This is a genomic window from Pseudomonas sp. GD03862, from assembly GCF_029840855.1.
GTDB lineage: Bacteria > Pseudomonadota > Gammaproteobacteria > Pseudomonadales > Pseudomonadaceae > Aquipseudomonas > Aquipseudomonas alloputida.
Window position 1 is genome coordinate 42,776 of record NZ_JAOCDI010000036.1, and the last position, 13,471, is coordinate 56,246.

At 63.4% G+C, this 13,471-nt stretch carries 9 protein-coding genes; 6 read left to right on the forward strand and 3 right to left on the reverse strand.

The features are described from left to right. Positions 1-4: 4 nt before the first annotated feature. A complete protein-coding gene (locus tag N5D53_RS20825; protein ID WP_014591800.1) occupies positions 5-889 on the forward strand; it encodes a pseudouridine synthase in 885 nt (294 codons plus the stop codon). Positions 890-1,329: 440 nt separating this feature from the next. Here the strand turns inward: N5D53_RS20825 and N5D53_RS20830 are convergent, their stop codons facing one another. Together N5D53_RS20830 and acnA are read right to left on the reverse strand one after the other, a co-directional pair. Continuing rightward, a complete protein-coding gene (locus tag N5D53_RS20830) occupies positions 1,330-2,895 on the reverse strand; it encodes a PAS domain-containing methyl-accepting chemotaxis protein (protein WP_064491416.1) in 1,566 nt (521 codons plus the stop codon). Between the two features lie 141 nt (positions 2,896-3,036). Continuing rightward, complete coding sequence (acnA, locus tag N5D53_RS20835; RefSeq protein ID WP_010953110.1) at positions 3,037-5,778, reverse strand: aconitate hydratase AcnA; 2,742 nt, start codon at positions 5,776-5,778, stop codon at positions 3,037-3,039. Between the two features lie 224 nt (positions 5,779-6,002). On the opposite strand from acnA, the gene rlmM reads away from it, so the two are divergent. The 3 genes from rlmM (at position 6,003) to pdxB (ending at position 9,327) form a co-directional block, all read left to right on the forward strand. Then, positions 6,003-7,067: a 23S rRNA (cytidine(2498)-2'-O)-methyltransferase RlmM gene (rlmM, locus tag N5D53_RS20840; protein ID WP_004577178.1), complete on the forward strand. Its 1,065-nt coding sequence runs from the start codon at positions 6,003-6,005 to the stop codon at positions 7,065-7,067. A gap of 814 nt (positions 7,068-7,881) precedes the next feature. Next, on the forward strand, positions 7,882-8,124 hold the full coding sequence (gene tusA / locus N5D53_RS20845) for a sulfurtransferase TusA (protein WP_003248727.1): 243 nt from the start codon (positions 7,882-7,884) through the stop codon (positions 8,122-8,124). A gap of 60 nt (positions 8,125-8,184) precedes the next feature. Next, a complete protein-coding gene (pdxB, locus tag N5D53_RS20850) occupies positions 8,185-9,327 on the forward strand; it encodes a 4-phosphoerythronate dehydrogenase PdxB (protein ID WP_064492324.1) in 1,143 nt (380 codons plus the stop codon). Between the two features lie 114 nt (positions 9,328-9,441). On the opposite strand, the gene N5D53_RS20855 is transcribed toward pdxB, so the two are convergent. Next, the gene (locus N5D53_RS20855; protein ID WP_003248731.1) at positions 9,442-9,615 is read right to left on the reverse strand and encodes a PA1571 family protein; all 174 of its coding nucleotides are present in this window, start codon (positions 9,613-9,615) and stop codon (positions 9,442-9,444) included. A gap of 210 nt (positions 9,616-9,825) precedes the next feature. Between N5D53_RS20855 and N5D53_RS20860 the strand changes: the two genes are divergently transcribed. Both N5D53_RS20860 and N5D53_RS20865 read left to right on the forward strand, forming a co-directional pair. Beyond that, on the forward strand, positions 9,826-11,589 hold the full coding sequence (locus N5D53_RS20860) for an ABC transporter transmembrane domain-containing protein (protein ID WP_266025056.1): 1,764 nt from the start codon (positions 9,826-9,828) through the stop codon (positions 11,587-11,589). Between the two features lie 171 nt (positions 11,590-11,760). After that, positions 11,761-13,377, forward strand: a complete 1,617-nt coding sequence (locus N5D53_RS20865) for a methyl-accepting chemotaxis protein (protein WP_104887291.1) — start codon at positions 11,761-11,763, stop codon at positions 13,375-13,377. Positions 13,378-13,471 lie beyond the last annotated feature (94 nt).

The window sequence follows — 13,471 nt, forward strand, 5'->3', positions numbered from 1 at the left end:
AGCCATGACCACGCCTTTCGACCCCGCCCGCCAGCAAGCCAGTACGGTGTGCCTGCCACCTGGTAACTGGGTCACGGTGCTCGATTGCTTGTGTGATCATTTCAAGGCTATCGACCGCGCCCAGTGGCTTGACCGCTTTGCCCGTGGCCGGGTGCTGGATGCCGAGGGGCAGGCAGTTGCCGCCGACCTGCCTTACAAGCGTGGCATGCGTTTGCATTATTTCCGCGAAGTGCCGAACGAACGGCCGATCCCGGTGCAGGAGGTGGTGCTGCATGTGGACGAGCACCTGGTGGTGGCCGATAAACCGCATTTCCTGCCGGTGACGCCGACCGGTGAATACGTCGAGCAGACCTTGTTGCGCCGCCTGATCCGGCGCCTGGACAACCCGCACCTGGTGCCGTTGCACCGCATTGACCGGCACACCGCCGGGCTTGTGCTGTTTTCCGCCAACCCGCACAGCCGCAGCGCCTACCAGCGGCTGTTCCCCGAGCGGCGTATCGACAAGCGTTACCAGGCCATTGCCGCTGCCATGCCACAGCATGCCTTTCCGCTGGTGCACAAAAGCCGCCTGGTGCATGGCGAGCCATTTTTCCGCATGCATGAGGTGGAGGGTGAGGCCAACAGTGAAACCCTGGCCGAGGTGCTGGAGAAGAACGGTGAGCGATGGCGCTATGGGCTGTCGCCCGTGACCGGCAAGACCCATCAGTTGCGTGTGCACATGGCGGCTTTGGGGGCAGGGATCAGCAATGACCCGTTCTATCCGCAATTGCTCAACGAAGAGGATGACTACCAGCGGCCGCTGAAACTGCTGGCGCAGAGCCTGCGTTTCGAGGACCCGCTGAGTGGCGAAGAGCGCTACTTCGAGAGCCGCTTGCGGTTGGACTGGTAACACAGCAAGCGGACTTGCCTGCTAAAGGGGCGGGCCTGCTGGCCAATCTCCACCCGCCGTTCACCGTTGCTGCTGCTACCGTATTCGCGGGTAAACCCGCTCCTACATGGACCGGGGGTGGACGCGCATCAGTGGTTCGACACAGGCATCGACGGCCCGGCACAGCATCGGTAGTTCGGCACAGCCGTTGTAGGAGCGGGTTCACCCGCGAATGGGCCGGGCCTGCGGGCCAATTTTCACCCGCCGTTCACCGTTGCTGCTGCTACCGTATTCGCGGGTAAACCCGCTCCTACGTGGACCGGGGTGGACGCGCATCAGTGGTTCGACACAGGCATCGACGGCCCGGCACAGCATCGGTGGTTCGGCACAGCCGTTGTAGGAGCGGGTTTACCCGCGAACACCGGCAGAGCCGGTGCCATCCCCAGCGGAAGTCTCGAGCTTCAGCGGTTGAAGCGCTCCACCAGCGAATACTGGCTGCCCGCCGTGCTGGTCAGTTCTTCGCTCAGCAGTGCCGAGTGCTGCGCCTGTTCGGCGGTCTGGTCGGCCAGTTCGGCAATGGTGCTGATGTTGCGGCTGATCTCGTCAGCCACTGCGGTCTGCTCCTCGGTTGCAGCAGCAATCTGGGTGGCCATGTCGGTGATATTGGCCACCGCTTCGCTGATGCCTACCAGCGCTTCGTCGGCCTGCATTACCCGATCGACGCCTTCCTGTGCCTGGCGGTGGCCGGTTTCCATGGTCAGCACTGCGTTGCTGGCGGTCTGTTGCAGCTTGGCGATCAGGCCGTGGATCTGCCCGGTGGATTCGGCGGTGCGCTGGGCCAACTGTCGCACCTCATCAGCCACCACGGCAAAGCCACGGCCCATTTCACCGGCGCGCGCCGCTTCAATGGCTGCGTTCAGCGCCAGCAGGTTGGTCTGGTCGGCGATGCCCTTGATCACGTCGACCACGCCCCCAATCTCGTCGCTGTCTTTGGCCAGTTGCGTAACCGTCTGGCCGGTCTCGCCCACTGCCGCCGACAGGCGCTCGATGGCCTCGCGGGTTTCTCCGGCAATCTGCCGGCCCTGGCTGGTCAGGCGGTTGGCTTCCTGGGTGGCATCGGCGGTGCGCTGTACATGGTTGGCCACTTCCTGAGTGGTGGCGGCCATCTGGTTTACCGCGGCGGCGACTTGCTCGGTCTCCACCCGCTGGCGCTCCAGCCCCGAAGAGCTCTTGTGCGCCAAGGCATCGGACTGTCGTGCCTGTTCGCTCAGGTGTTCGGCACTGTCTTGTAGGCGCGTCAGGCAGGTTTTCATGCGTGCGTCCTGGCTGAGCATGGCCATTTCCAGGCGCGCCTGCACGCCACGGCTGTCGGTGAACATCTGCGCGATCAGTGGGTCGGAAGTGGTTTGCTCGGCCAGGCGCAGCAGGCGCTTGAGGCCGCGCTGCTGCCAGCTCAGGCCAAGCAGGCCCAGCGGTACCGAAAGCCCTGCGGCCAAGGCAAAGCCCCAGGAATGACCCAGCCAGTTGCCGATCAGGAAGCCCACCTGGCTGATCAGGATGAACGGTAGCCAGTCCTGCAGCACTGGCAGCCACTTGTCGCGACGCGGTACCGGCGGCTTGCCCTGGTTGATGCGCTGGTACAGGGCCTCGGCGCGGCGGATCTGTTCGGCGGTGGGCTTGACCCGCACCGACTCGAAGCCGACAACCTGGTTGTTATCGAAAATGGGGGTGACATAGGCGTTGACCCAGTAATGGTCGCCGGACTTGCAGCGGTTCTTGACGATACCCATCCACGGCTGGCCCTGCTTGAGGGTTTGCCACATATGGGCAAACACGGCAGGCGGTACGTCGGGGTGGCGCACCAGGTTGTGCGGTGCGCCCGTCAGCTCCTCGCGGGTGAAACCACTGATTTCGATAAAGGCATCGTTGCAGTAGGTGATCACACCCTTGGCGTTGGTAGTGGAGATCAACCGCTGCTGGGCTGGGAAAGTCCGTTCTCTCTGGGTAATCGGCTGGTTGTTACGCATGGGTGATAGTCCGCAGGGCTTTCGACAGGTATCGGCAAGCGGCTGGTTTTATTGAATGGATATTTGATTCATTGATTGCAGAGATCGAGCGCCGCCCCCGCGGCGCTCGGTTTCAAGAACGGAACGAATCTTCGGCCAGACTCAACTGGCGATCATCTGGCGCAACACATAATGCAGAATCCCCCCCGCCTTGAAGTATTCCACCTCGTTCAGGGTATCAATCCGGCATAGCACCTCGATCTGTTCCTGTTGGCCATCCTCGCGGGTAATGCGCAAGGGCAGGCTCATGCCAGGGTGAATATGCGCGCCGTCCAGCCCCAGTACATCGATCTGCTCCTTGCCGGTCAGCCCCAGCTGTTTGCGGTTGTGCCCAGCCTTGAATTGCAGCGGCAATACGCCCATGCCCACCAGGTTGGAGCGGTGAATACGCTCGAAGCTTTCTGCCAGCACGGCCTTGACCCCCAGCAGGTTGGTACCCTTGGCTGCCCAGTCGCGGCTCGAACCGGTGCCGTACTCCTGGCCGGCAATCACCAGCAGCGGGGTGCCTTCCTGCTGGTAACGCATGGCCGCGTCGTAGATCGACAGCTTCTCGCCAGTGGGCACATGCAACGTGTTGCCGCCTTCTTCGCCTGCCAGCATTTCGTTGCGGATACGGATGTTGGCGAAGGTGCCGCGCATCATCACTTCATGGTTGCCACGCCGCGAACCGTAGGAGTTGAAGTCGCGTGGCTCCACACCCTGTTCCCGCAGGTAGCGCCCGGCCGGGCTGTCGGTCTTGATGTTGCCGGCGGGGGAAATGTGGTCGGTGGTCACTGAATCGCCCAGCAGCGCCAGCACCCGTGCGCCGTGAATATTGGCAATTTGTGGCGGCGGCCCGCCGATGCCGTCGAAGAACGGTGGGTGCTGGATGTAGGTGGAGTCAGCCTGCCACACGTAAGTGGCGGCCTGTGGCACCTCGATGGCCTGCCATTGCGCATCACCGGCAAACACTTCGGCGTACTCCTTGTGGAACATCGCCGTATCGACCTTGGCCACGGCCTCGGCAATTTCCTGCTGACTCGGCCAGATATCCCGCAGGTAGACCGGTTGGCCGTCCTTGCCTGACCCCAGCGGGTCGCGCGTCAGGTCCAGGCGCACGCTGCCGGCCAGGGCGTAGGCCACCACCAGCGGGGGCGAGGCCAGCCAGTTGGTCTTGACCAGTGGGTGCACGCGGCCCTCGAAGTTGCGGTTGCCCGATAGCACCGAGGCCACGGTGAGGTCGGCGCTGCCAATGGCTTTTTCGATCGCCTCGTCCAGCGGGCCGGAGTTGCCGATGCAGGTGGTGCAGCCATAGCCGACCAGATCAAAACCCAGTTGGTCGAGGTAAGGCGTGAGCCCGGCTGCCTTGAAGTAGTCGGTGACGACTTTGGAGCCCGGCGCCAGCGAACTCTTGACCCAAGGTTTGCGTTGCAGGCCCTTTTCCAGTGCTTTTTTCGCCACCAGCCCGGCAGCCATCATCACACTGGGGTTGGACGTGTTGGTGCATGAGGTGATCGCGGCAATCACCACGGCCCCATCGCGCAGGGTGTGGGTCTGGCCCTGATGGCTGTAGTCGACTGCGCCGGTCTGGTCGGCGTTGCCCACTGCCACACCGCCGCCACCTTCGCTTTCCAGGCGGCCAACTTCTTTGGCCAGCGGTTTGGGCTGCAGCTCGATGAAGTGGTCGAAGGCTTGGCTGACCTGGCCCAGCGCTACGCGGTCCTGCGGCCGTTTGGGCCCGGCCAGGCTGGCTTCGACGTCGTCCATGTCCAGGGCCAGCGTGTCGCTGAATGACGGCTCCTGGCCGGGCAGGCGCCACATGCCCTGTGCCTTGCAGTACTGCTCGACCAGTTGCACGGTCGCTTCGGGGCGGCCCGAGAGGCGCAGATAGTCCAGGGTGACTTGGTCGACCGGGAAGAAACCACAGGTGGCGCCGTATTCCGGTGCCATGTTGGCGATGGTTGCGCGGTCGGCCAGGGGCAACTCGGCCAGGCCGTCCCCGTAGAACTCGACGAACTTGCCCACCACGCCTTTCTTGCGCAGCATCTGCGTCACGGTCAGCACCAGGTCAGTGGCAGTGATGCCCTCCCGCAGCTTGCCGGTCAGCTTGAAGCCGATCACTTCGGGGATCAGCATCGATACCGGCTGGCCTAGCATGGCCGCTTCCGCTTCGATGCCGCCGACACCCCAGCCGAGTACGCCCAGGCCGTTGATCATGGTGGTGTGCGAGTCTGTGCCCACCAAGGTATCGGGGAAGGCATAGGTGCGGCCGTCGGCCTCACGGGTCCACACCGTGCGGCCCAGGTATTCCAGGTTGACCTGGTGGCAAATGCCGGTGCCCGGGGGGACCACGCGGAAATTGTCGAAGGCGCTCTGGCCCCATCGCAGAAAGGCATAGCGCTCACCATTGCGTTGCATTTCGATGTCGACGTTTTCGGCGAAGGCCTGTGGCGTGCCGTAGCGGTCGACCATTACCGAGTGGTCGATCACCAGGTCGACCGGTGACAGCGGGTTGATCCGTTGCGGGTCGCCGCCAGCCTTGGCCATGGCGGCGCGCATGGCCGCCAGGTCGACCACGGCGGGCACGCCGGTGAAGTCCTGCATCAACACCCGCGCCGGGCGGTACTGGATCTCGCGGTCGGAGCGCCGTTCGCCAAGCCATTGGGCAATGGCGCGCAAGTCGTCGCCGGTGACGGTCGCGCCATCCTCCCAGCGCAGCAGATTTTCCAGCAGCACTTTCAGCGACATGGGCAGGCGCTGCAGGTCACCCAGCTGGCGGGCGGCCTCGGTGAGGCTGAAGTAGTGGTAGGTCTTGTCGCCGACCTTGAGGGGCTTGAGGGTGTTCAGGCTATCGAGCGAGGGCATTGCCAACTCCTTCTGCACCGGTGCCCGGCAAATATTCACGGTTTGCCGGCAGCACCGCTCTGTATCGGTCCGCAAGACACGGACCTGGCTGAATGGTCAGGTTAGACCGGTTTACGCTACCTGACCTTTTTCTGGACCGGCGGGGCGTGTCGCAGGTTCCGAACTTCCTTTATCATCGCCGCCCTGCCGGCGCCTGTGGTGCGCCAGCCGTAGTGGAGTGAGAGATGAATACCCTGTTCATGCATTGCCGGCCCGGTTTCGAGGGCGAGGTTTGCGCCGAAATCAGCGAACATGCCGCCCGCCTGGGTGTTGCTGGCTATGCCAAAGGCAAGCCGCAAAGTGCCAGTGCCGAGTTTGTCTGTAGCGAGGAGGGCGGTGCCGAGCGCTTGATGGGGGAACTGCGTTTCAACCAGCTGATTTTCCCGCGGCAGTGGGCACGTGGCGGTTACGTCGAACTGCCGGAAAGTGACCGCATCAGCGTACTGCTGGCGCAGTTGGCTGACTTCCCGGTGTTCGGTAGCCTTTGGCTGGAGGTGCTGGACAGCAACGAAGGCAAGGAATTGTCTACCTTCTGCCGAAAGTTCGAAGTGCCGTTGCGCAAGGCCCTGGAGAAGGCCGGCCGCCTGGTCGACGACCCTGGCCGTCCACGCTTGCTGCTGACCTTCATCAGCGGCCGGCGGGTATTTGTCGGCGTTGCATCGGCCAGCAACAGCGCCTTGTGGCCCATGGGCATCCCGCGCCTGAAGTTTCCTCGTGAGGCACCTAGCCGTTCGACGCTCAAACTGGAAGAAGCCTGGCACCAGTTCATCCCGCGTGAGCAGTGGGAGCAGCGCCTGGGTGATGACATGACCGGCGTCGACCTGGGAGCCTCGCCGGGTGGCTGGACCTACCAGTTGGTGCGCCGTGGCATGCTGGTGACAGCCATCGACAACGGGCCGATGGCCGAAAGCCTGATGGACACCGGCCTGGTCCAGCACTTGATGGCCGATGGGTTTACCTGGCAGCCGAAGCAGCCGGTAGACTGGATGGTGTGCGATATCGTCGAGAAGCCGGCGCGTACCACCTCGCTGATTGAAACCTGGCTGGGTGAGGGGCTGTGCCGCGAGGCGGTGGTCAACCTGAAGTTGCCGATGAAGCAGCGTTATGCCGAAGTACGGCGCCTGCTCGACCGTATGGAGGCAACATTCAAGGCACGCAAGATCAGGGTGTCGATTGCCTGCAAGCAGCTGTACCACGACCGCGAGGAAGTGACGTGCCACCTGCGGCGGCTCGACTTGAAGCCACGCTGAGGCCAGCGCGTCGTTCTGCTTCTGCTTCTGCTTCTGCGCCTGTGTCTGCTTCTGCTTTTGCTGTTGCATCTAAGCGCGCGATAGTTCAGGCGACGCAGATTGCGACTTCAGGAGGCCGAGTGCAGGGCTTGCGAAGGGAGGTGACGGGCATGGATGCCCGTCAAGCGCTGGGCCCCAGGATGGGGCCTGCAGCGCGGTCCTCCCGGGAGCAAGCCCGGAGCGAGGGGACCCCGGAGCGCAGCGCAGGGGCCGGATGATGGGAGCCGACGGTTTTTGGTTCCTTTTTGCCACGACAAAAAGGGACCCGCCGTAAGGGCGGAAAGGTGACTACGCGCCACCTTCGCGAATGAATACCTACTTGATGTGGATGCTCACATCCAAGAAGCAAGAAGCAAGAAGCAAGAAGCAAGAAGCAAGAAGCAAATTCGTCTGTTTTGACTCAGCGAACCGTCCGTTTGCGATGGCGACGCTGACTCACCTTTTCGCCCTTACGGCGAGTCACTTTTTGTCAAACGCGACAAAAAGTAACCAAAAAACGCTGCGCTCCCATCATCCGGCCCCTGCGCTGCGCTCCGGGGTTCCCTCTCTCCGGCCTCGCTCCCGGGAGGACCGCGCTGCAGGCCCCATCCTGGGGCCCAGCGCTTGACGGGCATCCATGCCCGTCACCTCCCTCCGCAAGGCCTGCGTTCGGCCTCCTGAAGTCGCGAAGATCAAGATCAAGATCAAGATCAAGATCAAGAGCTCTGGGTTTGAAAGCCGTGCTTGGACCGCGTCGCGCTATGCGCGACAATAGCGATCATTTTCGGAGCCCCCCATGACCGATTTCACCCCCGACGCCATCCTCGATGCCACCGGCCTGAACTGCCCGGAACCCGTGATGATGCTGCACCAGCACGTACGCAACCTGGCCGCCGGCGGCCTGCTCAAGGTCATCGCCACCGACCCGTCGACCCGCCGCGACATCCCCAAGTTCTGCAACTTCCTCGGCCACGAGCTGCTGCAACAGCAAGAGGACGCCGGCACTTTCCTGTACTGGATCCGCAAGAAAGCCGACTGAATCGCTCTGGAACACGCCCGGCGTTGCGCCTACACTGCGCTCCCCAGACAGGAGAGCGCCATGCTGATAGTTGCCGACGAGAACATCCCGCTGCTCGATGCCTTCTTCCAGGGTTTCGGTGAAATTCGCCGCTACCCCGGCCGAAGCCTCGATGCTGCCAGCGTCAAGGACGCCGATATCCTGCTGGTGCGCTCGGTGACCAAGGTCGACCGTCAGCTGCTCGAAGGCAGCCGTGTACGCTTTGTCGGCACCTGCACCATCGGCACTGATCACCTGGACCTGGACTACTTTGCAGAAGCTGGCATCCACTGGAGCAGCGCACCTGGCTGCAATGCCCGCGGCGTGGTCGATTACGTGCTGGGCAGCCTGCTGACCCTGGCCGAACTGGATGGCGTGGCATTGCCTGAGCGCGTGTATGGCGTAGTGGGCGCGGGTGAAGTGGGTGGCCGCCTCGTGCGGGTGCTGCATGGCCTGGGCTGGAAGGTGCTGGTGTGCGACCCGTTGCGTCAGGCCGCCGAGGGCGGCGACTACGTCAGCCTCGAAACCATCCTGCAGCAGTGCGATGTGATCAGCTTGCATACCCCGTTGCAACGCGGCGGCCAGCACCCGACCTGGCACCTGCTGGGGCAGGCGCAGCTGGCACAGTTGCGCCCGGGCGCCTGGCTGTTGAACGCCAGCCGTGGCCCGGTGGTGGACAACGTGGCCCTGCGCGAGCTGCTGCTGGACCGTGAAGACGTGCACGCGGTGCTGGATGTGTGGGAAGGGGAGCCGCAGGTCGACCTGACGTTGGCCGACCTGTGCACCCTCGCTACGCCGCACATTGCCGGCTATAGCCTCGATGGCCGCCAGCGTGGCACGGCGCAGATCTACCAGGCGCTTTGCCGCTACTTGAGTGTGAACGAGCAGGTGCGACTGGCCGAGCTGCTGCCCAAGCCACCGCTGGCGCAGATCGAGCTGGATGCCAGCACCGACCTGTCCTGGGCCATGGCCACCCTGTGTCGCGCCGTGTATGACCCGCGCCGTGATGATGCCGATTTCCGCCGTAGCCTGAGCGATGATCCGCAGCAACAGCGGGCGGCGTTCGACCAGTTGCGCAAGCAATACCCGCCAAGGCGCGAGATCGAGGGGCTGGCCGTGCGCTTGCACGGGGAGGCGCCGCAGTTGGCGCAGTTGGTCAGTGCCTTGGGTGGGGTGTTGGTCTAAGCAAGCCTTGTCTTGATCTTGCAGGTAGGTGCGGTTGCCTGTTGGGGCGGCCAAGCCCACTGCCTGGGCAGATAAAAACCCGGCGCAAGCGCCGGGTTGCAAAGAATTCGCCGATCAACCTTTGCGTACGCGCTCGACACGGCTTTCTTCCAGGGCCTTGCAGGCCTGCTGGATCATCTGCTCGGTGATCGGCACTTCGCGCCCCTTGGCGTCGATGATCGAACCGCATACTTGCGGTTGCGGGGAGGTCTGGGGCTTCTGGTTATCACTGCCATGCTGCAAGCTCATGCACTGTCTCCTCTTCAGGTTCAAGCTCAGGGTAGCCCTGCGCCGTGACTGGCCTGTGACAGCTTCCGGGTCACGGCAGCAACAGTCCAGCAGAAACCCTGTGAAAGCTCCATAAGCTGTTTAGATCGATGCGTTATAGCAACCTTCATGCAGTCTCCCGACCGGGATGAGTGGTAGGCTGCCGCTTCCCCACCCTTTGTGGTCGTCGCCATGCCCGAATCGGTTTCCCCGCGCCAACGCCGCGCCTTGCGCCTGGCCTGGCAGTTCGTTCGCCCTTATCGCCGCCAAGTGCTGCTGGCATTGCTGGCGCTGGTGGTCACCGCTGCCATCACCCTGTCGATGGGCCAAGGTATCCGCCTGCTGGTGGATCAAGGCTTCATGACCCGCTCCGCGCACCAGCTCAATCAGACCATCGGGCTGTTCCTGCTGCTGGTGCTGGCGCTGGCGGTGGGTACCTTCAGCCGTTTCTATCTGGTGTCGTGGATTGGCGAGCGTTGTGTGGCCGATATCCGTCGTGCCGTCTTTGATCACCTGATCGGCCTGCACCCAGGTTTTTTCGAGGACAACCGCAGCTCCGAGATCCAGTCTCGGCTGACTGCGGACACCACCTTGCTGCAATCAGTGATCGGTTCATCGCTGTCGATGTTCCTGCGCAACGCGCTGATGGTCATTGGCGGTGTGGTATTGCTGTTCATCACCAACCCCAAGCTCACCAGCATCGTGGTGGTAACGCTGCCGCTGGTGTTGGCACCGATCCTGTTGTTCGGCCGTCGTGTGCGCAGCCTGTCGCGGCAGAGCCAGGACAGGGTCGCCGATGTGGGCAGCTACGTGGCTGAGACGCTGGGGCAGATCAAGACCGTGCAGGCCTACAACCACCAGGCGCACGACCGCGAACTGTTCGCCGATACGGTCGAAGCAGCGTTTACTGTTGCCCGCAAGCGGATTACACAGCGTGCTTGGCTGATTACCCTGGTGATCGTGCTGGTGTTGGGGGCGGTGGGGGTGATGCTGTGGGTCGGCGGCATGGATGTGATCGCCGGGCGTATATCCGCAGGCGAGCTGGCAGCATTCGTGTTCTACAGCCTGATCGTCGGCAGCGCCTTCGGTACCCTCAGTGAGGTGATCGGCGAGCTGCAACGGGCCGCGGGTGCCGCCGAGCGCATTGCCGAACTGTTGGCCGCGCGCAGTGCCATCCTGCCGCCCGCCGAGGCGCAGCAGCTGCCACAGCAGCGGGCCAGCGGGCGTATCGAACTGCAGCAGGTGGTGTTCGCTTACCCCTCACGGCCCACGGTGGCAGCTGTCGACGGCCTGAGCCTGACCATCGAGCCCGGGCAGACCGTCGCCCTGGTTGGCCCTTCCGGGGCAGGCAAGTCGACCCTGTTCGATTTGTTGCTGCGCTTTTACGACCCACAGCAAGGGCGCATCCTGCTCGATGGCCAGCCGGTTACCGGATTTGATCCCGACCAGCTACGCCGGCAGTTCGCTTTGGTGGCACAAAACCCCTCGCTGTTCCGTGGCACGGTGGAGGCCAACATTCGTTATGGCCGGCCCGAGGCGACCTTGGCTGAAGTCGAAGCAGCGGCCCGTGGCGCCCATGCCGACGAATTCATCCGGCAACTGCCCCAAGGCTACCAGACCCAGCTGGGGGAGGGCGGCATCGGCCTTTCCGGCGGGCAACGCCAGCGCCTGGCGATTGCCCGGGCCTTGCTGGTCGATGCGCCGATCCTGTTGCTGGACGAAGCCACCAGTGCCCTTGATGCACAAAGTGAATACTTGATCCAGCAAGCGCTGCCCAGCCTGATGGCCGGCCGTACCACGCTGGTGATCGCCCATCGCCTGGCCACGGTGCAGCATGCCGAGCGCATCGCGGTCATCGACCAGGGCCGACTGGTGGCGGTGGGCACCCACCGTCAGTTGATCGAGGACAGCCCGTTGTATGCGCGGCTGGCAGCGCTGCAGTTCACCACGGGCTAGCGTGTCGTGGCTTTGTAACATTTCTGTAGTAATTGCCTGAGAAGATTTGCCTCAACTGTTGCGTAAGTGCTCGACCTGGCTGCCATTGCGTGATGGCAGCTTTTTTTTGGCCTGCCAGTAATGAGGCTGTACAGCGGCCTCTGCCTACTCCCTCTGGTTCCGAGACCCTCGATGTTGCGTAAATCCCTCAGAGTGCAAATTCTCTCGCTGCTCGGCGGCAGTGTGCTGGCGATGCTGCTGATCGCCCTGGTGTGTTTCCAGTTCCTGTCGTCCAGCGTGCGTGGCTACGCCGAGCTGGTCGACGGGCCGCTGCGGGCCTCGCAATTGATTGACGAAGCCAACCTGCAGTTCAAGATCCAGGTGCAGGAATGGAAGAACGTGCTGTTGCGAGGGCGCCAGCCTGCGGAAATGGACAAGTACTGGCAGCAGTTCCAGGCCCGCGAAGAGCAAGTACAACAACTGCTCGGGCAATTGATCGACAACAGTGATGCCAGGCTCAAGGCGTCGCTGCAGCAATTGCGCGACAGCCACCGCCAGTTGGGCCAGGCCTATGCACAAGGCCGCCAGGCGTTCCTGGCGGCAGGCGGCGACCCGGTAGCGGGCGACCGGGCGGTCAAAGGCGTGGACCGTGCCGCCAGTGAGCAAATGAGCGAACTGGTCGAGCAACTGCGCGCCGATGCTCGCCAGCGTGCAGCCAGCATCAATGCCAGTGCCGAGCGCACGGTATGGTTGGGCCTGCTGGTGATGCTGGCTTCTGCGGTGCTGGTGGGGCTGCTCAGCCTGTGGCTGGTCAACCGTAGCCTGATCGAGCCGATCCGCCAGTTGATCGAGTACGTCGCGCAGCTCAGCCAAGGCAGCTTTGCTGCCCGGGTCGACAGCCGTCGGGAGGATGAGCTGGGGCGTCTGGCGCGGGCGGCCAACACCCTGCGTGACTTCCTTGCCGATACCGTCGGCCGGCTGCAGGACAACGCTCAGGAGCTGGAAGGTGCCAGCGGCCAGTTGCGCAGTATTGCCGGTGACATGGCCCGCGGTACTCATGACCAGTTCCAGCGTACCGACCAGGTAGCCACGGCCATGCACGAAATGTCCGCCACTGCCCAAGAGGTCGCTCGCCACGCCGCCGAGGCTGCCCGCGCGGCCGATGACGCCGACCACAGCGCCCAGGCCGGCGAGCAGGTGATGCAGCAGACCATCGACATCATCGGGCTGGTCAACCGCGAAATCGCCGGCACGGCAACGGTAATTCGCGATCTGGAGCATGACAGCACACGGATAGGCAAAGTGCTGGAAGTGATCCGCGGCATTGCTGAACAGACCAACCTGCTGGCGCTTAACGCGGCCATCGAAGCGGCCCGTGCTGGCGAAGCCGGGCGTGGTTTTGCGGTGGTCGCCGATGAAGTGCGCAGCCTGGCCCAGCGCACGGCAGCGTCGATTGCAGAAATTCACCAGATCATCGAGGCGGTACAGTCGGGGGCTGTGGAGGCGGTCAAGGCCATCGAAAGTGGCCAGCAACGTAGCCAGGAAGGGGCTGAGCAGGTCGAGCAGGCCGGGCAGATGCTGCAACGTATCACCCAGGCGGTGGAGGCGATCCGCGACATGAACCGGCAGATCGCCACAGCGGCCGAGGAGCAGACCAGCGTGGCCGAAGATATCTCGCGCAACCTGATCGAAATTACCCGGATTGCCACGGCCAACCAGGAAGCGGTGCAGCATACCGAGCAGGCGGGGCAGCGCCTGCATGGTTTGTCAGGGCAGTTGGGCGAAGTCACCTCCCGCCTGAGCGCCTGACTCGGTTTGCAGGAGTTGCAGGTGCCCATCGAGGCTGAAGCCGCGCACTGACGTATTTTTCGCACACAACAAAAAGCCCGCACATGGCGGGCTT

Bases quoted from the DNA above. Each gene is read 5' to 3' on its own strand.
- N5D53_RS20825 (WP_014591800.1), top strand. From the start codon at position 5: ATGACCACGCCTTTCGACCCCGCCCGCCAGCAAGCCAGTACGGTGTGC.
- N5D53_RS20830 (WP_064491416.1), bottom strand. From the start codon at position 2,895: ATGCGTAACAACCAGCCGATTACCCAGAGAGAACGGACTTTCCCAGCC.
- acnA (WP_010953110.1), bottom strand. From the start codon at position 5,778: ATGCCCTCGCTCGATAGCCTGAACACCCTCAAGCCCCTCAAGGTCGGC.
- rlmM (WP_004577178.1), top strand. From the start codon at position 6,003: ATGAATACCCTGTTCATGCATTGCCGGCCCGGTTTCGAGGGCGAGGTT.
- tusA (WP_003248727.1), top strand. From the start codon at position 7,882: ATGACCGATTTCACCCCCGACGCCATCCTCGATGCCACCGGCCTGAAC.
- pdxB (WP_064492324.1), top strand. From the start codon at position 8,185: ATGCTGATAGTTGCCGACGAGAACATCCCGCTGCTCGATGCCTTCTTC.
- N5D53_RS20855 (WP_003248731.1), bottom strand. From the start codon at position 9,615: ATGAGCTTGCAGCATGGCAGTGATAACCAGAAGCCCCAGACCTCCCCG.
- N5D53_RS20860 (WP_266025056.1), top strand. From the start codon at position 9,826: ATGCCCGAATCGGTTTCCCCGCGCCAACGCCGCGCCTTGCGCCTGGCC.
- N5D53_RS20865 (WP_104887291.1), top strand. From the start codon at position 11,761: ATGTTGCGTAAATCCCTCAGAGTGCAAATTCTCTCGCTGCTCGGCGGC.